Source organism: Shewanella dokdonensis, from assembly GCF_018394335.1.
In the GTDB taxonomy this organism is placed as follows: domain Bacteria; phylum Pseudomonadota; class Gammaproteobacteria; order Enterobacterales; family Shewanellaceae; genus Shewanella; species Shewanella dokdonensis.
In genome coordinates, this window is sequence record NZ_CP074572.1 from 3,809,795 (window position 1) to 3,829,354 (window position 19,560).

Annotated in this window: 14 protein-coding genes and 6 pseudogenes; 9 read left to right on the forward strand and 11 right to left on the reverse strand. The window is 49.2% G+C overall.

Annotated features, from left to right (window positions below; all coding sequences use genetic code 11):
- Nucleotides 1-97 precede the first annotated feature (97 nt).
- The 5 genes and pseudogenes from KHX94_RS18270 to cmoA form a co-directional block, all read right to left on the reverse strand.
- Nucleotides 98-946: a hypothetical protein gene (locus tag KHX94_RS18270; RefSeq protein ID WP_213681678.1), complete on the reverse strand. Its 849-nt coding sequence runs from the start codon at nucleotides 944-946 to the stop codon at nucleotides 98-100.
- A 5-nt stretch (nucleotides 947-951) separates the two neighbouring features.
- Entirely contained in the window at nucleotides 952-1,494 is a 543-nt protein-coding gene (locus KHX94_RS18275; protein ID WP_213681679.1) for a M3 family metallopeptidase, read from the reverse strand.
- Complete coding sequence (locus KHX94_RS18280) at nucleotides 1,479-1,742, reverse strand: hypothetical protein (protein ID WP_213681680.1); 264 nt, start codon at nucleotides 1,740-1,742, stop codon at nucleotides 1,479-1,481. Before KHX94_RS18280 ends, KHX94_RS18275 begins: the two co-directional genes overlap by 16 nt.
- 76 nt (nucleotides 1,743-1,818) lie before the next feature.
- Nucleotides 1,819-2,672, reverse strand: a pseudogene (cmoB, locus tag KHX94_RS18285) (tRNA 5-methoxyuridine(34)/uridine 5-oxyacetic acid(34) synthase CmoB).
- A gap of 109 nt (nucleotides 2,673-2,781) precedes the next feature.
- Nucleotides 2,782-3,513, reverse strand: coding sequence for a carboxy-S-adenosyl-L-methionine synthase CmoA (cmoA, locus tag KHX94_RS18290; protein ID WP_213681681.1), 732 nt, complete (start codon nucleotides 3,511-3,513; stop codon nucleotides 2,782-2,784).
- A 300-nt stretch (nucleotides 3,514-3,813) separates the two neighbouring features.
- Between cmoA and aspS the strand changes: the two genes are divergently transcribed.
- From aspS to ruvB, 5 genes and pseudogenes are all read left to right on the forward strand, one after another.
- Nucleotides 3,814-5,592, forward strand: coding sequence for an aspartate--tRNA ligase (aspS, locus tag KHX94_RS18295; protein ID WP_213681682.1), 1,779 nt, complete (start codon nucleotides 3,814-3,816; stop codon nucleotides 5,590-5,592).
- Nucleotides 5,593-5,684: 92 nt separating this feature from the next.
- A complete protein-coding gene (locus tag KHX94_RS18300) occupies nucleotides 5,685-6,434 on the forward strand; it encodes a YebC/PmpR family DNA-binding transcriptional regulator (protein WP_213681683.1) in 750 nt (249 codons plus the stop codon).
- 8 nt (nucleotides 6,435-6,442) lie between these two features.
- Nucleotides 6,443-6,963: pseudogene (ruvC, locus tag KHX94_RS18305) on the forward strand (crossover junction endodeoxyribonuclease RuvC).
- Nucleotides 6,960-7,574: a Holliday junction branch migration protein RuvA gene (gene ruvA / locus KHX94_RS18310; protein WP_213681684.1), complete on the forward strand. Its 615-nt coding sequence runs from the start codon at nucleotides 6,960-6,962 to the stop codon at nucleotides 7,572-7,574. The pseudogene ruvC and the gene ruvA overlap by 4 nt, the downstream one beginning before the upstream one ends.
- Nucleotides 7,575-7,589: 15 nt before the next feature.
- On the forward strand, nucleotides 7,590-8,597 hold the full coding sequence (ruvB, locus tag KHX94_RS18315; RefSeq protein ID WP_213681685.1) for a Holliday junction branch migration DNA helicase RuvB: 1,008 nt from the start codon (nucleotides 7,590-7,592) through the stop codon (nucleotides 8,595-8,597).
- 87 nt (nucleotides 8,598-8,684) lie between these two features.
- Here the strand turns inward: ruvB and KHX94_RS18320 are convergent, their stop codons facing one another.
- On the reverse strand, nucleotides 8,685-9,917 hold the full coding sequence (locus KHX94_RS18320) for a uracil-xanthine permease family protein (RefSeq protein ID WP_213681686.1): 1,233 nt from the start codon (nucleotides 9,915-9,917) through the stop codon (nucleotides 8,685-8,687).
- Nucleotides 9,918-10,135: 218 nt separating this feature from the next.
- Between KHX94_RS18320 and KHX94_RS18325 the strand changes: the two genes are divergently transcribed.
- Together KHX94_RS18325 and hda are read left to right on the forward strand one after the other, a co-directional pair.
- Nucleotides 10,136-11,119 (forward strand): DUF2066 domain-containing protein, encoded by a 984-nt coding sequence (locus KHX94_RS18325; RefSeq protein ID WP_213681687.1) that lies wholly within the window; start codon nucleotides 10,136-10,138, stop codon nucleotides 11,117-11,119.
- 129 nt (nucleotides 11,120-11,248) lie between these two features.
- A complete protein-coding gene (hda, locus tag KHX94_RS18330; protein WP_213681688.1) occupies nucleotides 11,249-11,959 on the forward strand; it encodes a DnaA inactivator Hda in 711 nt (236 codons plus the stop codon).
- A gap of 47 nt (nucleotides 11,960-12,006) precedes the next feature.
- Here the strand turns inward: hda and KHX94_RS18335 are convergent, their stop codons facing one another.
- From KHX94_RS18335 to bepA, 3 genes and pseudogenes are all read right to left on the reverse strand, one after another.
- The gene (locus tag KHX94_RS18335) at nucleotides 12,007-13,815 is read right to left on the reverse strand and encodes a hypothetical protein (RefSeq protein ID WP_244859229.1); all 1,809 of its coding nucleotides are present in this window, start codon (nucleotides 13,813-13,815) and stop codon (nucleotides 12,007-12,009) included.
- A 249-nt stretch (nucleotides 13,816-14,064) separates the two neighbouring features.
- A pseudogene (gene arsC / locus KHX94_RS18340) lies at nucleotides 14,065-14,414 on the reverse strand (arsenate reductase (glutaredoxin)).
- 89 nt (nucleotides 14,415-14,503) lie between these two features.
- Nucleotides 14,504-15,975 (reverse strand): annotated as a pseudogene (bepA, locus tag KHX94_RS18345) (beta-barrel assembly-enhancing protease).
- Between the two features lie 303 nt (nucleotides 15,976-16,278).
- On the opposite strand from bepA, the pseudogene KHX94_RS18350 reads away from it, so the two are divergent.
- Nucleotides 16,279-17,369 (forward strand): annotated as a pseudogene (locus KHX94_RS18350) (AI-2E family transporter).
- Nucleotides 17,370-17,464: 95 nt separating this feature from the next.
- Here the strand turns inward: KHX94_RS18350 and bcp are convergent.
- Together bcp and KHX94_RS18360 are read right to left on the reverse strand one after the other, a co-directional pair.
- On the reverse strand, nucleotides 17,465-17,932 hold the full coding sequence (gene bcp, locus KHX94_RS18355; RefSeq protein WP_213681689.1) for a thioredoxin-dependent thiol peroxidase: 468 nt from the start codon (nucleotides 17,930-17,932) through the stop codon (nucleotides 17,465-17,467).
- A gap of 22 nt (nucleotides 17,933-17,954) precedes the next feature.
- Nucleotides 17,955-18,503: a glycine cleavage system transcriptional repressor gene (locus KHX94_RS18360; protein WP_213681690.1), complete on the reverse strand. Its 549-nt coding sequence runs from the start codon at nucleotides 18,501-18,503 to the stop codon at nucleotides 17,955-17,957.
- Nucleotides 18,504-18,676: 173 nt separating this feature from the next.
- Here KHX94_RS18360 and dapA point away from each other — a divergent pair.
- Nucleotides 18,677-19,560 (forward strand): annotated as a pseudogene (dapA, locus tag KHX94_RS18365) (4-hydroxy-tetrahydrodipicolinate synthase).

The following is a 19,560-nucleotide window of genomic DNA, read 5'->3' on the forward strand; positions in this document are numbered from 1 at the left end:
TCGGTATTCTGTAAAACTCGGTTTCAAGGGGTGAAGTGTTCCAGCGGACACCAGGAAGGGCGATGATCCGCCACAAACTGCCCCTGATGGATCTGTGTCATAACTCGGTTGACGGCATCCGCCCCCAGATTTGTGCCATTATCGGGCGAATGTCGTTGCCATCTTCATTGATTACCAGTTCTTCAAATAGTTGCTTTGGGGCACAACTACGTGTGGTTTGATAGATTGCTTGCGCAACTATCTGCTGCCAGATGGGGGCGTACACTAATGGCCCGGTATCGGCTATTGCGCTGAAGGAATAAGCATAATCCTCTGACTGCGGCCATTCTCCTGCAAAAAGGCTGCGGTAAATCATTGCTGAGGGTGTGGTATCTGGTTGTTGGTAAAGTGCCAGTGCTACCGTGGCCTGAAATAACGCTAAGTGTTGCCGATAGTCTTCAGCAAGTTGCTCACGACTGCCGATTTGCGGTTGCAGCTGATGGCTAAAATTGGCGCTAAGAAAGTGTTCCAGCCACAATTCACCAATCCTGCCGGCATCCTGTGGCAAGGCAAAACCATTATCGAGATAATAACGCCCGCCCGCAGCCAATTGTGTAACCGCTTCACTGACTGCCGTCACCGCAGTTTGGTAATCCCAAAGGGTCTGCAATTGAGGTTTTAGCTCTAACTGACTTTGGCCCGTTTGTTGGCCGATGACGCTACGGCGTATCAGCAGATGACGATTTTTAGGCGCTTCAGAAAGCAAGATCTCCCCGAGCAAACGGTTTCTATACCAGAGTCGCAACCAGTGTTTATCGATATATTCATGGCTGATCCCCAGTTGTTGCAACTGCGATAGGCTCACTTTGAGGAATGCTTCACTTGAGATTTGATCTATTTCCGTTGATGGCAGTTCTGCTAGTTTTAATCCTATATCCCATGGAGCTACCGGTAGCTCTGAAGCCATTGCATTCAAAAAATTGACAACTGTTTTGCCGATCCTACTAACTGCTGTTGCAACAAAAAATCGGCGTAGTTATCGACGCCTGCAAGCTGTGCCTGCTGCTGTCGTTGTTGCAACACTTTGTTTAGCATGGGCTTAACGGCATCTTTGACCCTAGTTTGGTAACGGCGCCATACTTCATAACGACAGTGCTCGTCAGGTTGCTGTAACAAGTAGCTGGCAATGTTACGTGCTAGCGGTTTGCTCTGCACTGGCGCTTGTTCTGGGGTGGCTTGTGTTGTTGTTTCCGGCGTTTTCGATGGCAGTGCACAGTCACCGAATGCTAGCTGAAAATTGTTGCTCTTTAAGTGCTGACGAATGCTGGCTTGGGCCGTGCTCAACCTAGCTTTTTGCTCCAGTGGTAGTTGATGTTCCAACAAGTATTGGTACTTCTGCGCCAGTTGTTTGAGCCCCGGCGTATCGGTTTGGCGCATATGGGCAATGAGTTGTGGTAACTGCGGTGCAGTCAGCACCCGGTCAACAGCATCGGCCAGTGTTAATTGGCACTGCAATAGTGCTTCTCTGGCAGCATTGGGGAGGGAAAGCTGCGGTAATAATTCAGTTGATCACTGATATTTTGCAGGCCGATAGTTTGCCGCTCTAACGCGGTAACAGAACTGAAGTCAGGGTGAAAATCACTACTGTAGTTAAGACACTGGTTGACCAACAAAGGTATAGCCACTGTACTGGCGGTGACCGTCGGTGACAGCCAGCCAAACAACAGCAGTGCAATGAATTTTTGATGTTTTAAGATTGGCAATAGGGCATTCCTTTTTACTGTAACGCTGCCAAGCCGTCCGGTGGCGATAATTCCTTACTACCGTTGATACTTTTGCTTATTTCACCGCAATAATAGTTGCTCTCTTGGGCGCTGGGTAACCTTCAACAGTAAGATCTATATTGTGAGGATCAAGATAATCCACCAAAGATTCATTACGCATCCAGGGTGTTGTGCGCTGCTCCGCGAGTGATGTGACATCCAGATTAACACAACGGATCTCTTTGAAGTCACAACGTTTGAGCCAAAGCTCCAGTGCCGCAACGGAGGGAATAAACCAGACGTTGTTCATCTTGCCATAGCGATCTTCCGGCACCAATACGGTTTGTTGATCACCATCGATGACCAAGGTTTCCAGAATTAATTCGCCACCATCGCGTAACTGGTCGCGCAGTTGCAGTAAATGTTCGATGGGCGATTTTCTGTGGTAAAGCACTCCCATAGAAAACACAGTATCAAAAGCTTCTGATGCGGGCATATCTTCAATCCCCAACGGCAGCAGATGTACCGGGAACTGGCCGCCAGCGAGTTTTTTACCGCTTCAAATTGACATAAAAACAGCGGTGAAGGGTCAATCCCTAGCACCATTTGGGCTCCTGCACCGAACATGCGCCACATGTGATAGCCGCTGCCGCAACCAACGTCCAATATGGTACGGTTTTGCAGTGAGCTGATATGTGGCGCTACTCGTTGCCACTTCCAGTCAGAACGCCACTCGGTATCGATGTGGATACCGTGGATGTCATAAGGCCCTTTGCGCCAAGGATGCAGTAACTGCAACAGGTTTTCCAACTTCTCCCGTTGACCTGCGGAAAGCTGCTGACCGCTGCCAACGCTAACACTCTCGGTGAAATCAAGCTTATCGGGCAGAGGATAGTTAAGTTTAGCCAGTGTCTTTTCCCATTTGGGCAACGCACCATGGCTATTCTCGCGCTGCCAGTCGGCTAATTTGGCAGCAAACTTTCCAATAAACTACTGAGCTGAGAATCGGCAATATTTTGATAAAAACGACTAAAATTAATCACTTGATTGCTACCATTGAGGCAAAATTGAAACATTGAAACCAAAGGCTGGCATGTTGAAATCCCGCTTTAGCGAATCTGCCATAATGTTGCTCAAGCGTATCGGTTTTCATGACATTTTCCAGGGCACTACGTTTCTGGCTGATCTCCAGCTCGCTGTAACCATTAGCGCGTTTGAAATCCAAGTGTTGGGCTTCAATTAACTGTTGGATGGCAGCATCTTCAAAACGCAATTTTTCTGAAATGATCAAAGCGCCACCTGGCAATAGTCCTTGATAGATATGCGTTAGTAGGACATCACGTTCGGCGGGCGGCAAAAACTGTAAGGTAAAATTAAGCACCACCAGCGAGGCGTTCTCAAACTGGATATCGCGGATATCGGCGCACAACAACTCCACCGGCGTGTTACTGACGTAGGCGGCGAGGTTTTCACGACAGCGTTCCACCATCGCGGCTGAATTATCCACGGCAATAATGCGACACTGCCGGTCTTCAATGTGACGCCTGATACTTAAGGTCGCAGCGCCAAGTGAACACCCCAAGTCATAAACATTGCTGTTGGGGGTAACCAGACGCTTGGCAAAATCCCCAATGGTGTTGACTATCTGGCCGTAACCGGGAACTGAACGCTTGATCATATCGCTGAAAACGCCAGCAACGCGATCATCAAAAGTAAAATCTGCAACCTGCGTGTGCACTGTTGCGTAAATGGTGTCCTGAGAACTGTTCATGTGTATATCTGATAGGAGAAAACCGTTGCATTTTACCGAAAGCATGAGTGTGGCAGCAAGTTTGTCACCACATCTCGACGGGCAAAAACAATCGGAATGGTATCAGTACTGATTTTTTGGCGGAAATTTGAACGGTTATTGATCCACTGAACCACCGACTATAGCCAAAGCAGTTAAAGTGTTTGATACTTCACCGTCTGAAACAGAAGGGCTTTGGTAAACGGCAGTTTTTTCATATAATGCCGCCCTTATTTGTGTAATTCATTCCGGCGCCATCCGGCAGCAACAAAGGATAATAAGATGCGCAGCCATTATTGTGGAGACGTAAACAAGTCTCACGTTGGACAAGAAGTCACCCTGGCAGGGTGGGTTAACCGCAGCCGAGATCTCGGTGGTGTGATATTTTTGGATCTGCGTGACCGTGAAGGTTTGATCCAGGTAGTCTACGACCCGGATATGCCAGAGGTATTCAAAGTTGCCAGCAGTTTGCGCGCTGAATTCTGTGTTCAGGTCAAAGGAACCGTGCGTGCCCGTCCTGAAAGCCAAGTAAACAGCCAGATGCGGACCGGCGAAATCGAAGTGCTGGGGACCGAACTGACGATTATTAACGCCGCCGATCCGTTACCGCTGAGTATGGATAACTACCAGAACAACAGCGAAGAACAACGCTTAAAATATCGTTACCTGGATCTGCGTCGCCCTGAGATGACCCAGCGTTTGATGTTCCGTGCCAAGGTCACCAGTGCGGTACGCCGTTATATGGATACTCACGGTTTCCTCGACATCGAAACGCCAATTCTGACCAAAGCCACACCGGAAGGTGCGCGAGATTACCTGGTGCCAAGTCGTACTTATAAAGGTGAATTCTTTGCGTTGCCGCAGTCACCGCAGCTGTTTAAGCAGTTGCTGATGATGTCAGGTTTTGACCGTTACTATCAGATTGTTAAATGCTTCCGTGACGAAGACCTGCGTGCCGACCGTCAGCCAGAATTTACCCAGATTGATATCGAGACTTCATTCCTGACCTCCGCGCAAGTGCGTGAGATCACCGAAGATATGGTGCGTGGCTTATTCCTGGAACTGCTGAATGTTGATCTCGGTGAGTTCCCGGTGATGACTTGGCAGGAAGCAATGCGTCGTTTTGGTTCTGATAAACCAGATCTGCGTAACCCGCTGGAGCTGGTCGATATTGCCGATCTTGTTAAAGACGTAGCGTTTGCCGTGTTTAAAGGCCCGGCAAATGATGCCGAAGGTCGCGTAGTCACCATTCGAGTACCGGGCGGCGCTGCCATGTCACGTAAACAGATTGATGACTATGGTAAATATATCAGTGTGTTTGGTGCTAAAGGTCTGGCATGGATGAAGGTCAATGATCTGGCTGCTGGAATGGATGGCATCCAATCACCAATCCTCAAGTTCCTCAATGAAGACGTAGTAAAAGCACTGCTGGCGCGCACAGAAGCCCAGAGCGGCGACATTCTGCTGTTTGGTGCCGATAATGCCACTGTTGTTGCTGAAGCCATGGGCGCGTTGCGTTTGAAACTGGGGCAGGATTTCAACTTGCTGCAAGGCGAGTGGCGTCCGTTGTGGGTGATTGACTTCCCGATGTTCGAAAAGGCCGATGGTGGCTGGCATGCTGTGCACCATCCCTTTACTGCGCCAAGTTCAGTAAGTGCAGAAGAACTGGCCGCCGACCCTGGCGCCGCAGTGTCTGACGCGTACGATATGGTGCTCAACGGCGTGGAATTAGGCGGCGGCTCTGTGCGTATTCACAAGCAGAAAATGCAGGCCACCGTGTTTAATATTCTGGGAATTGCAGAGCAGGAAGCGCAGGAAAAATTCGGCTTCTTGCTGGAAGCGCTGCGCTACGGTACTCCACCACATGCAGGTCTGGCGTTTGGCCTTGACCGTATGGTGATGTTGATGACTGGTGCCAGTTCTATTCGTGATGTGATGGCGTTCCCGAAAACCACTACTGCGGCTTGTCCGCTGACCAACGCGCCAAGTCCCGCTAACCCACAACAGTTGGCGGAATTGGGGATCAATGTAGTGGCAAAAAACAGCGATAAAGCTGAATAATTATAGTGTTTAACCCGCAATCAAACCGGGGCCTGTGGCCTCGGTCTGTTTATATCAGGCCACTGTTTGCCTGATAGCATGAGGAGTGATTTATGGCAGGTCATAGTAAATGGGCCAACATCAAACACCGCAAAGGTCGTCAAGACGCTAAACGCGGTAAGCTTTTCACCAAATTTATCCGGGAACTGACTGTCAGTGCCCGTGAAGGTGGCCCTGATCCCGATTCTAACCCTCGATTGCGGGCTGCGGTAGACAAGGCCCTGTCTAACAACATGACCCGCGATACCGTGGATCGTGCGATTAAACGTGGTGCCGGTGAGTTGGATGGCGAAAATCTGGAAACCATCGTCTATGAAGGTTACGGCCCAGGCGGTACTGCCGTGATGGTGGAATGCATGACCGACAACCGCAATCGTACTGTGACTGGGGTGCGTAACGCCTTTAACAAATCCGGTGGTAATTTAGGTACTGATGGTTCAGTTGCCTACCTGTTCACCAAACAGGGCGTTATTTCCTATGACGAAGGTACCGACGAAGATGCCATAATGGAAGTGGCACTGGAAGCCGGTGCTGATGATGTCGTGGTCAATGACGACAGCTCTGTTGATGTTTACACCACACCCAGCGCCTTCGGTGCGGTGAAAGATGCACTGGATGCGGCAGGGTTTGAATCGGTTAACGCGGAAGTGACTATGGTGCCTTCCACCAAAGCTGATTTGGATGAAGAAACCGCGGCAAAATTCCTGCGTCTTATCGACATGCTGGAAGACCATGATGACGTACAAGAGGTTTACCATAACGGTGAAATCTCTGACGAAATTATGGAAAAACTGGACGTATAAGGCGGCTTATGTCGATTATTCTGGGTGTTGACCCTGGCTCAAGGATCACCGGTTACGGTGTCATCCAGTGTCAGGGAAGACACCAGCTTTATTTAGGCAGTGGCTGTATTCGTACCTCTTCTGAAGATCTTCCCTCCCGTCTGAAACAGATTTTCGACGGTATATCTGAAATCATTCGTCAGTATCAACCCGAACAACTTGCTATTGAGCGGGTGTTTATGGCTAAAAATGCTGATTCTGCACTGAAACTTGGTCAAGCGCGGGGGCCGCGATTGTGGCAGCTACCGTTGCTGGCTTACCCGTGGCGGAATATACCGCTACCCAGATTAAAAGTGCGATTGTAGGTACCGGTCGCGCCCAGAAAACCCAAGTGCAGCATATGATCCAGCATCTGTTGCAACTGCCCGCGAAACCTCAGGCCGATGCGGCAGATGCACTTAGCGTGGCGCTGTGTCATTATCATACCTGTCAGAGCCTCGTTGCGCTTGGTGGCAAGGCCAGTATCAGAACTTACGGAAGATATAAATGATTGGGCGGTTACACGGTATTCTGCTAGAAAAACAGGCTCCAGATGTGCTGTTGGATGTGCAGGGCGTAGGCTATGAGTTGCAGATGCCACTCACCAGTTTTTACGAACTGCCAGAGTTGAACCAAACGGCAACCATTTACACCCATTTTGTGGTGCGGGAAGACGCCCAACTGCTATATGGTTTTATTACTAAACAGGAGCGGTCACTGTTCCGATTATTGATAAAAGCCAATGGTGTTGGCCCGAAACTGGCGCTGACCATTCTTTCCGGCATGACCGCGCAAGAGTTTGTCAATTGTGTGGAACGCGACGATATTGCTACTTTGGTTAAATTGCCTGGAGTTGGTAAAAAAACTGCCGAGCGGTTACTGGTGGAGATGCGTGACAAACTCAAGAGCCTGCTGGAGACTGCCAGCGGCAATGAACGCGAGTTTGTGCTCAAGTCCAACTACACACCGACAACGGTCAACAACGCCGAAGATGATGCCATGGCCGCCTTGCTGACATTGGGTTACAAACCAGCACAGGCCAGTAAAGCGGTGTCAGCAGCATTTGAAGAGGGGATGGATTCTGAAACCCTCATCAAAGCCGCTCTTAAATCGATGTTATAAGCATGAGGTCTGGTTATGATTGAGGCAGACAGGCTTATTCAGCCACACAGCAATAATCCGCAAGAAGAACTGATTGACCGGGCGATGCGGCCAAAGTTGCTGGATGAATACACCGGACAGAATGAAGCGAGAACTCAGCTAAAGGTGTTCATTCAGGCGGCCAAAAACCGCAATGAAGCATTAGATCACATGTTGATCTACGGCCCTCCCGGCCTGGGGAAAACCACCTTGGCGATGATCGTGGCCAATGAAATGGGTGTGAACATCAAGTCTACTTCTGGGCCAGTGTTGGAAAAAGCGGGGGATTTGGCCGCGCTCCTAACCAACCTGGAAGCGGGCGATGTGCTGTTTATTGATGAAATCCATCGGTTAAGCCCAGTGGTGGAAGAAATTCTTTATCCGGCAATGGAAGATTACCAGTTAGATATCATGATTGGTGAAGGTCCGGCTGCGCGTTCTATCAAACTGGATATTCCACCGTTTACCCTGATCGGCGCGACTACCCGTGCTGGGGCATTGACCTCGCCACTGCGGGCGCGTTTTGGCATTCCGCTGCGGTTAGAGTTTTACAATGTGGACGATCTCAGCACCATAGTGACCCGCTCAGCTTCTATGCTGGGGCTACCATTGGAAGACGATGGCGCACGTGAAATTGCTTGTCGCTCTCGCGGAACGCCGCGTATCGCCAACCGTTTATTACGGCGAGTACGTGATTTTGCTGAGGTTAAACATGATGGTCGTATCACTCAAGTCGTGGCGCAACAGGCGCTAGACATGTTGGATGTGGACGGCGAGGGCTTTGATTACATGGACCGTAAACTGTTGTTCGCGATTATCGATAAGTTTATGGGCGGCCCGGTGGGATTGGATAACGTGGCAGCAGCAATTGGTGAAGAGCGTGAAACCATTGAAGACGTGTTGGAGCCCTTCTTAATCCAGCAGGGATTTATCCAGCGGACGCCAAGGGGCCGCATTGCCACCGATAGGGCATATCGCCATTTCGGGATGCTCAAGCCAGAGTAATCGACATTGCCTTAACACGAAAACGCCGCGCAATTGCGCGGCGTTTTTATCCCAACAAGCATACTCTCAGTGGTAGATGCTTACTGGCTAATGAGCACTCTCGTGATGATGGGATTCATGTGGCAGCACTAGATTCATCAGAATCGCCACAATACCGCACAAGCTGATCCCCGTCAGACTAAAATCCCCCACGCCGAATGCCATGCCACCGATACCGAAGACCAAGGTTACCCCAACAATCGCCAGATTACGCGGTTGTGCGAGGTCTACCTGCGCGCGGATCATGGAGTTAAGACCAATTGCGGCAATAGAACCAAATAACAGACACATAATACCGCCCATCACTGGCACCGGGATGGTTTGTAGCGCCGCCCCCAGTTTGCCCACAAACGCTAAGATAATTGCGGTAACCGCTGCCCAGGTCATGGTCACCGGATTAAAGTTGCGAGTCAGGGTAACGGCTCCGGTCACTTCTGAATAAGTGGTATTGGGTGGGCCCCCAAGGGCTACCGCTGCCATGGTCGCTAGGCCGTCGCCCGCTAAGGTGCGATGTAGTCCAGGTTTTTTCAGAAAATCTTTACCTGCAACGTTTGAGATGGCCACGATATCCCCAATATGTTCAACTGCTGGCGCAATGGCTACCGGGATCATAAAAGCAATCGCTTTCCAGCTAAATTCGGGCGCGACAAAATTGGGGACTGAAAACCAGGCAGCCGTGTTAACTGCACTGAAATCTACTATGCCCATAAAAAGACTTAACACATAACCCACAATGATGCCTGCAAGAATTGGCATCAAGCGCAGTAATCCTTTGCCAAAAATTGCCACAGTAATCGTAGTGACCAATGACGCGATAGAAATGATCAGCGCCGTTTGTTGTGGCACCAATATGGCACTGCCATCGCCGGTTTTCCCCAGCGCCATGTTGACTGCGGTAGGAGCTAGACCAAGACCAATGATCATGATTACCGGGCCAACAACAACGGGTGGTAACAGTCTGGTGATAAATTCTGGGCCGCGCAGTTTTACTAAAATGGACAGCACCAGATATACCGCACCTGCGGCAATCAATCCGCCCATGGTGGCAGAAACACCCCAATGGCCTACGCCATAGGTGATAGGTGCAATAAAAGCAAACGACGATGCCAGAAAAATAGGCACCTGGCGTTTAGTGACAAATTGGAAAATCAGGGTGCCGATACCGGCCGTAAATAAAGCAACACTGGCATCGAGTCCTGTCAGCAACGGGACAAGCACCAGCGCACCGAAGGCGACAAACAGCATCTGTGCGCCTTGCAGTGGAAGGGTGAGGTTTTTCATCGTTATTATCCATGGTGTAGGTAAACCGGCATATGCTACCAGCATCCGTATTACATGTTTCAGATTTTTTAAGCGATATAGTTCAAAATTTTTACAATTGCACCACAGCTTGAACGCCTGCTATTACAGAAGCTGTTAATGCCATGGATTAGGCGATTCCGCCATGACCGATCTATGGTACACTTGCGCCACAGGCGCCATTTCAGATTAATTAATTTATGCGCAAACTCTTTTTTCGACTGATAAGTTGTTCCTTGCTGTTAGGCTGTTTACAGGCAAATGCTGTTGAAGTTGGTCAGCTTGATCAAGCGGTTGTTAATGTTGCCTCCCGCTCGGATGCGGATCGCGATGCAGCCCTTCGGGAGGCATTGGGCAATGTATTGTTGAAAAACTCGGGTGCTCGAGGTGTATTGAGTAACAGTATGATTGCCGGACGTTTGTCCCAAGCATCGGCCATGGTGACGCAGTTTGGTTACTTTGATGAGCAGGGGCAGTTAAAGATCCGAGCATTGTTTGAACACGATAAGATCATCGAACTGTTACGGACAGCCGGTGAACCGGTATGGGGCAGACAACGGCCATTAACCCTTTTCTGGCTGGCAACCGATAGTGACGGGCAAGCGCAGTTGGTTGCCGATGGTGCCGACAGTGATGAACGCCATCTGTTTGCTGAGGCCTCATCGCAACGGGGGATCCCGGTGTTATTCCCACTGATGGACTTGGATGATCTGCAAGTGGTGAATATCAATGATGTTCGTGGTCAATTTGTGGATACGGTGGCGACTGCATCTAATCGTTATCAAGCTGACTACTTTGCTTTGGGTAGCATAGCGTCCGCAGCAGATGGTGTTCGCTATCAGATTGCATTATATGCAAAATCTGCCACCAATCAGCCGTTTATGTTACCGCTGATCTCTGATCAAAATACCGTTGCCGACAAACCCGCCGCAGTGGCCGCGATAATGCTGGCGTTGTCAGATTATTTTGTTTCTCGCTATGCGGTGGCGGATTCGGGGGAATCACAACAAACAACGGTTTCCTTTGCGGGGATCACCCAAAAGCAGTTGGTAGAGATTGAAGCCTTTCTTAAACAGCTGACTGCGGTTAAGTCTTTCAGCATGAGTCAATTACAGGGGATCGAGTTAGCTATCGATTGCAGCTGTTTGGCTCTGTTGATGAGCTTAAAAATCTGTTTGGATTGAGTCGCGCATGACGCCACAAGCTGCGTCAAACAGTAGTGACTTTGAGACAGCCGTGAGTGCTGGAACTTATGAATGGCACAGTCGCCAGTAATACTGCCGTGAATAATCGGTATGATGGAATAACGCCGCTTGACTCAGAATGCTCCACTTCAGTTATCGTTGCCAGTACACCTGCCTGACGACGAGACTTTTGAAAGTTACTATCCTGCCAAGGGTAATGATCAGCTTATCCAGACTTTGATCGCCTGTGCGGAAGGGCGCGGGCCTCAGGCACTGTTTTTGTGGGGGCCAGAGAAGTCTGGCCGAACCCATCTGATCCATGCCGCATGTGCCCACGCCAATGAAAGTGGACGTTCCAGTTTTTATGTCCCACTGGGGATCCACGCCAGTATTTCTACCGCGTTATTAGAAGGTTTAGAGATGATGGATCTGGTATGTATTGATGATGTCGATGCCATTGTCGGTCATCCATTGTGGGAAGAAGCCTTGTTTGACCTGTATAACCGGGTTGTGGAACGTCAGGGATGTGCACTGGTTGTCAGTGGTCGGCGTGCGCCCGCAGACTGTGGTTTTAGCTTGCCAGATCTGGTATCACGTATGCAGTGGGGGCTGAATTATCAATTGCATCCTATGGCTGATGACGAAAAACTGGCCGCTTTGCAACGCCGCGCCGCTATGCGCGGGCTGCAACTACCTGAAGATGTGGGTAAATTCCTGCTTAATCGGTTAGCGCGGGATCTGCGCACATTGTTTGATGTACTGGATAAGCTGGATAAAGCGTCAATGGTGCATCAGCGTAAACTGACGATCCCGTTTATTAAAGAGATGCTGAGACTCTAGTCTCGCTAAGAAGGCCGCTTAATGCGGCCTTCTCCTTGTAAGCGCTACTACTGAACAGCTGGATGACGGTCACCACTTAACCTTAGTGGTTGTTCGGGAACCTTCATTGGTGAAACCAATTGCGGGGTATTTTTACCACTGCTTAGTACCAGATTCGCTAGCCAACTCTCGCCGGTACGCATAGCAACTGGTGGTGGTAATGCGGCTTCAATGGCTGCACCATCGAGTTCGGGCATTAGATAGTCGATGATCATCGCGGCTCGCGGCTGAACAGCCGGCTCAGCGATGCGACCACGCTGCCCCCAACTGACGGTCACTGTACTTGAACTGACCACCGCCGGTTTGTCGGTAATCGCCACATCCCGCTGGATCCCCAGCCGATAACTCATCATAGCTTCTTCAAACAGCATGGCGGCATCTTCGCGGGAGGTGCTGTAGTTGTAGAAGTCATTCGCGCTATCAGGGCTAAAAAATCCGGCCACATCGGCAGGTAAGTAGCTTGTTTCAGTCGCGGTAGCACTATCGCCTAAAAAGCGTACCCCTGCGAGTGACTGCATCTCTGCGGACTGCAATGGCAACGTTTGGGTCAACTGATCTGAACCTAGCGCCTTGTTAGCTGAGCGTCTGTTGTATTCATCAAGCAAGGTTGGCCCTTGCAAGCTACCGTGAATACTGCGCGGGAAATAGTCGTTAGCATGTGCCAGTTCATGATAGAGCAGGGACGCTAAATCCGGCTCTACTTCTGCCAGTGAACGCGACTGCCGCAATGCTGGACTGCGGTATATTGAGGCATAGTCATTATTTTTTACGTAACGCCAAGGCACCAGAAATTGCAAGTTTTCGCCATATGCTGCCCGATAGTCTGGGGCTTCATTGATGGTATCTCGCTGTGCGGCAGTCAGCCACAGCTCTTCAGGATCGAGATAAATGGCGCCTGTCACCACCCAATAGAAGGAGGGTCTGACATCGTCACTGATCACAATGGCGGTTACCGATTGCAGTAATTTGGCGAAGTCACTGTGGGGATCGAGGTTATTGAGAAAAGCCTCGAAGTTTTGCCCCATCCAGTCATGTGAAACCAGCACCCGGTTCATAATGGCCGTGGTATCACTGGCATCTTCTGCGGTTTCCTGACCAATCAGCGGCAACGTATTGAGCGTACAACTGCTGGTGAGTTGATTGGAATAGACACAGCGCTGAAGTACCTCACGCCAAGGTGAGTCTGCGCGATAGCTATGGGTTCGAGCAACGGCTGTATCAAAATAACTGGAGGTTATTGCCGCTTCATCCGTGATCAATAGGCTGACGTCATCGCTGAGTGGTACGCCATTGATTGTCCCAGTGGCTCGCACTATCAGCAGTGAATCACTATTGACCTGCGGTGCGGTGAACAAGGGCACTTCGGCATCGTCCAGATCTAATGTGACATCGGGGCCGTATGCAATACACCAGCCGATATTTTGCACGGCACTGCCATTGCGCCGATCCAAACGTAGACTGACATTCGCACCTTCTACAGCCTGATGGTCTTGACGCACACTTAATCCATCACCATCAGCCACTGAGATGTTTACTGTGGTGGAATATTGGTGTTCGGCATTCTCTATAGTGACTTGGAAACCATAATCGCCTGAACTGCTGGCAACAAACGGCAATACCGGATTGTCGGTTACTGTAAGCGTTAACGGTGTGCCTGATGTCTGCTGCCACTGAAACTGATATCCACGACTTTGCCCATCCGAGAGCGTTGCTACCACGCTGCTTTGTTGGTTTGCCAGGTATTGCGACTGTTGATATAAGCGGATGCCATCACGGCTGAGCAGTTGCGGCGAACTTTGTTCTGAGCAGCGCGTCATTGGGCTTGTTGGTGTATCGGGGGAATATCCGTATTGCTATCCGAGTTAGAACCGCCACAACCCGCTATTACTAAGGCAAGCAGAAAAAATGTGCTCCGTTGCATGCGTGGAACCTCCTGCAAGATCTGTTATAGAAACATTGCTGCTTTGTAGCTTGAATATAACATGACAGAGTTTAAAGCCCCAACGGTGTCACTTTACCTTGGTGATTAACATAAGAGCCCGAACGATGTCGGGCTCTTATGGCGATTACAGGATGCTCAGCACTTGCTCAGGGGGCCGCCCGATAACGGCTTTGCCGTTGGCAATGGCGATAGGGCGCTCGATCAATTTGGGCGTTTGGGTCATGGCGGTGATCAACTGTTCATCCGTCAGTTCACTGTTATCCAATCCCAGCGCTTTGTATTCGGATTCTTTCGTCCGCATCAGTTCCCTTGGCGATAGTTGCAGCAAGGCCAGCAGGGTTTTAATGGTATTACTGTCGGGGGATTTTTCAGGTACTCCACAATTTCAATGTGGCAACCGGTGTTTTCTAATAACGCTAATGCCTCACGGCTCTTGGAACAACGGGGATTATGAAACAGGGTTACGTTTGGCATGGATCTCATCACCTTAAATAATGTATGTGCGCGAGCATAACAAAAAATAACGCCACGTCAGACGCAGCGTTATTTGTTGTCAATCAAGCTTATTGCTTGAGGCTTTTCATCTGCTCTTGAGCATCGCGGAATTTTCTAAGTTTGGCTTCAATACGCGCGATTTGTAAGGGTTTCCCATCAGATGCGCGATAAGCAAAGTTCAGTTGATCAATGGCACCATCATAATTGGCACGCAATGCCATCACTTCGGCTTTTTCGTAAAACTCCATCGCCTTGTCGCCAGTCTGTTGATAAGCCTCTGACAACATCTGGAATGGTAAGAGGTTTTCCTTATCATCAAAGGTCATTTGTTCCAAGATAGGAATAGCTTTAACGGCTTGTTTATTCTCTAAATAAGCGTTAGCAAGGTTGGTGTTGATAACCAGAGATGAGGGGCGAAGGCGCCGCTGATCTTCAAGCAATTTAATCGCCTGATCGTACTTTTTCGCTTGTGTCAGCAGATCAGTTTTGGTGTCTAGGTAAAACAGATTTTCAGGATCCTGTTTGCGTAAATCATCAATGATGGCTTCGGCACCTTTGTAATCCTTGATGCGAAATAATGCTAATGCTTTACCGTACAGCGCCGCTTCTTTGAACACATAATCCTTTTTTCTAACGCTTGGTTAAACAGCGATAGTACTCCAGAGTCGCTATAGCTGGAAAAACGCACCTGGATCCTAGCTTTGGCAAGGTAAAAGTTCAGATTGGGCGGAACATCCATATGTGGATACTGCGCGGCTCGGTCGCGAGCTTCCGAAATACGAGATTCTGGTAGTGGGTGGGTCAGCAGCATTTGTGGTGGTTTAGAGGTATAGCGGTATTTCGCTGCCAGCTTGGCGAAGAAGGTTGCCGCCGCATTAGGGTCGAATCCGGCTGCCACCATAGTTCGCATACCAAAGCGGTCGGCTTCCTGTTCGTGTTGACGAGTATAGTTAATCTGCGACTGCGCACTCAGTGCTTGCGTACTCGCCAGCGCGGCCATGCCGGCTTGTGGCGCAGCAATGGTCAGCAAGATTGCGCCCAGCATCCCGGCTAAGGTAACTGGGCCGGTTTTTTGTTGCGCTTCGATGGAGCGGGCCAGATGTCGTTGAGTCACGTGCGAGATTTCATGTGCCAAGACTGACGCCATTTCGCTTTCATTATCGGCGTACAGAAATAACCCAGTATGAACCGCTACATGCCCACCAAAGAATGCAAAGGCGTTGATTTCATCATTTTGCAGCATGAAGAAATAAAATGGCGTACGGACATCGTTAGCATGTGCCACCAAGCGGTTACCCAGCTCAGTGATGTACTGCTCAAGTAAAGGATCATACAACACCGGCGCTTGTGCCCGAATGACACGCATGTAGGCATCGCCATAGATCAGCTCTTTATCTATGCTCAGTGCATGGCTGGCGGCCGTTCCGAGATCGGGCAAGTCATCCGCCACCGCAAAACTGTGGACAGAAGTACCAAGGCCAACCGCAACGGCGGCGGCTAGTAGCAGGTGTTTACAACGGGAAAACATCAATGTACTCAAACTGAACCTTCAGAAATTTGCATCAGTGGCATCGCTGCCTGGCTTGTGGTTTGACTTGCAACTTAGGATAATAGGGCAAGTTTATGTTTAGCAAGCATATACGGTTATTTGTTGGTCATGTGGTGGTAACATCTGTGACATTATCCGATTGCAGTTATCTTTGTGCAATCAGACAATCCCGATTGATAGTATGTTCCCGCAAAGTTCTGTAAATTGGGAGCATTTATCTGGGACGATAAGTCGCTCCCCAGACGATATGCCTGTAATCATGCCAAATCGCTTTTTTCACACAGGAAATCTTGAATGTTCGACTATTTGAGCCGCTGGTACCGCGCACGTTTCAGCGATCCACAAGCGTTAACACTGTTATTTATTCTGTTAGGTATCACCCTCATACTGTATTTTGCGGGCGGTTTGCTGATGCCGTTACTGGTAGCCCTAGTGCTGGCATTTTTATTGGAATGGCCTGTGGCACAGATGGCGCGGATCGGCATTAATCGCACCACTGCGGCATCTTTAGTATTAGTGCTGTTTATTGGGGTAATGATCCTGATTTCATTCGGTTTAGTGCCAAGTATCTGGCGTCAGGGCAGTGCCTTGCTGGCTGAACTGCCTAACATGTTAGATAAAGGCATTACCATGTTGCAGCAACTCGCACAGCAACACCCGCAGTTCATCAGTGTTGAGCAGTTGGATTCCATGTTAGGGGAATTGAAAAAACTATTGGATACGCAACATCTGCTCGGCATAGGTAAACAGTTGCTAGGTTATTCGGCATCCTTGCTGGTGCTGATGGTTTACGCGATTTTAGTGCCATTATTGGTGTTTTTCTTCTTGAAAGATAAAGATCAATTGATAAAAGGCAGTAAACGTTTTTCCCTAGCAATCGCGAATTGGCGCGCAAAGTGTGGTTTGAGATGGAACAGCAGATCTTTAACTACATCCGTGGCAAAGTGATTGAAATTGTTATTGTTGGTATTGCCACCTACATCTTCTTTGCCTTGATGGGATTCAACTATGCGGCATTGTTGGGGGTGGCAACCGGATTATCGGTATTGATCCCTTACGTGGGGGCCACTCTGGTAACCCTGCCAATTGTGTTGGTAGCGTTTTTCCAATGGGGTTTCAGTGCGGAATTTGGTTACTTGATGCTGGGCTACGGCATCATCCAAGCTCTTGATGGCAACCTGCTGGTGCCACTGCTGTTTTCCGATGCTGTAGATTTACATCCAGTGGTGATCATCGCCGCGGTGTTAATTTTCGGCGGTTTGTGGGGCGTTTGGGGAGTATTTTTTGCTATCCCGTTGGCCTCATTGGTAAAAGCGGTGATTAATGTCTGGCCTAACACCAGTGATAACAGTGTTGCCATCGCCAAGACATCAATTACTCAGTGAGCCATAACCAGTAATCCTCATTAGAAAGCCACTTTTAGTTACCGTATGCAATGTAACAGTGGCTTTCTAATCGTCACGACTATGATGCAGCGCAATCAACCTTTGAGATAATTCAACACCACTTCATGATGATCTTTGGTTTTGAACTTATCAAAAACAGTTTCAATTGTTCCATCCTGAGCTATAAGAAAACTGATGCGATGCAAACCATCGTATACTTTGCCCATAAATTTCTTTTCACCCCAGACACCAAAAGCATCAGCAACTGCATGGTTTTCATCACTGAGCAGATCAAAATTCAGTTGCTGTTTTTCCATAAACTTATGCAGTTTGGCAACCGGATCTGTACTGATCCCTAACACTACCACGCCAAGGGCAGCGAGTTCAGCCTTGCTGTCGCGTAAACCACAGGCTTGTACGGTACATCCTGGCGTAAGTGCTTTCGGGTAAAAGTAGACCAACACTTTGTGTTGTTGCAGTTTTTCTTGCAGGGCAACCGCTTCACCATACTGATTTTGTAAGGTGAAGGCGGGGGCGACTGCGCCAGCTTTCAGGGTATTCATATTGATGGTCCTTGACTTCAATTTAATCCATTTCGACTACCGGGACGCCTTGCATACGGCGGATAGCACAACTCAGTGACAGCTCTGTTGCCAACGCGTGCAAGCTTTGTTCTAGCAGTTCCAGATCAACTTTTTCCGGTACGTTGATGGTAAACAACAGATGTTGTGTTGGCTGCCCGTTGTCTAATTCCTCAGCAAAAGAGCGCACCATGGCTAAATCCAGTGAGCGGTCGGCTAAAAATTGGGTGATATTGCGCATTGTGCCGCGTTGATCCTGCCCATTAAAGGTCACTTCCAAGCGCGAAATATAGGTTAATGGTACATGTTTGGAGGTACGTTTCATTACCATCAGCAGCTCTAACTCAACACAGAGTGCTGGCAGTGACGTTTCTAGTTTGGTAATGGCTGGCCACGAGCCTGCCATCATCATAATCATGGTGAATTCATTACCGAACTGCGCCATGCGGCTGTCCACAATATCGCAATCACAATCTGTTGCCAGACGGGCAAGTTTGGCAACCAGTCCCGGGCGATCTGTGCCCATGGCGGTGACGACCAGGTAATTGGCCATGAATTTTCCTCGTGTTCTAGGGGCGTTTTGTTGTGCTAACACAGCGACGCAGGAGAGATTTTTATGCTTTGGTCAATGCTACCACAACTTATTCCAATTGTTAGCCCTTGGCCCCTTGTGATCGTTTCACAGGCTCAGTACCATAGCGAATCCTGAATATTTGGGGAAATCTCATGATTAGCGGAAGTATCGTAGCCTTAATTACCCCTATGAGCCCGGAAGGCTCAGTGGATTATGCCAGTTTAGAACGTTTAGTTGAATTTCATGTCAGCAATGGTACTGATGCTATTGTTGCTGTTGGTACTACAGGGGAATCTGCCACATTGCCACTACATGAGCATGTGGACGTGGTTGCCCATACGATAAAATTTGCCGCAGGCCGTATCCCGGTTATTGGTGGAAACGGCGCGAATGCCACAGCAGAAGCGATTGAACTGACTCACGCGATGTCCAAGTTGGATGTGGCGGCAATGCTTGGTGTGACACCTTATTACAATAAACCCACACAGCATGGCTTGGTTGCTCATTACAAAGCGGTTGCTGCCGCAACTGATATACCACAAATCCTTTATAATGTTCCGGGGCGTACCTCGGTGGATATGAAACCGGAAACCGTGGCGCAACTCTCCGGCGTATCCAATATTATTGCGGTGAAAGAAGCCACTGGCGATCTCAGCCGGGTGAAAAAATTACGCGAATTATGCGGTGACGATTTTCTGTTATTCAGTGGCGACGATGCCACAGCTCGTGAATTTCTGGAACTAGGTGGCAACGGCGTTATTTCGGTCGCGAACAATATTGTACCTGCACCGTTTAAAGCCATGTGTGACGCCGCTTTGCGTGGTGATGATGCCGCCGCAGTTGCCGCAGAAGCAGAGATTAAAGATCTGTATAAAGCACTGTTCTGCGAGGCTAACCCTATCCCAGTAAAATGGGCTGCCCACCGTATGGGACTGATCAGTCATGGCACAATTCGTTTGCCTTTGACTGAACTTTCTGAGGAGTTTCATGGTCTGTTGCTTCAAGCAATGAAAAAGCCCGGATAGAGGTCAAATAA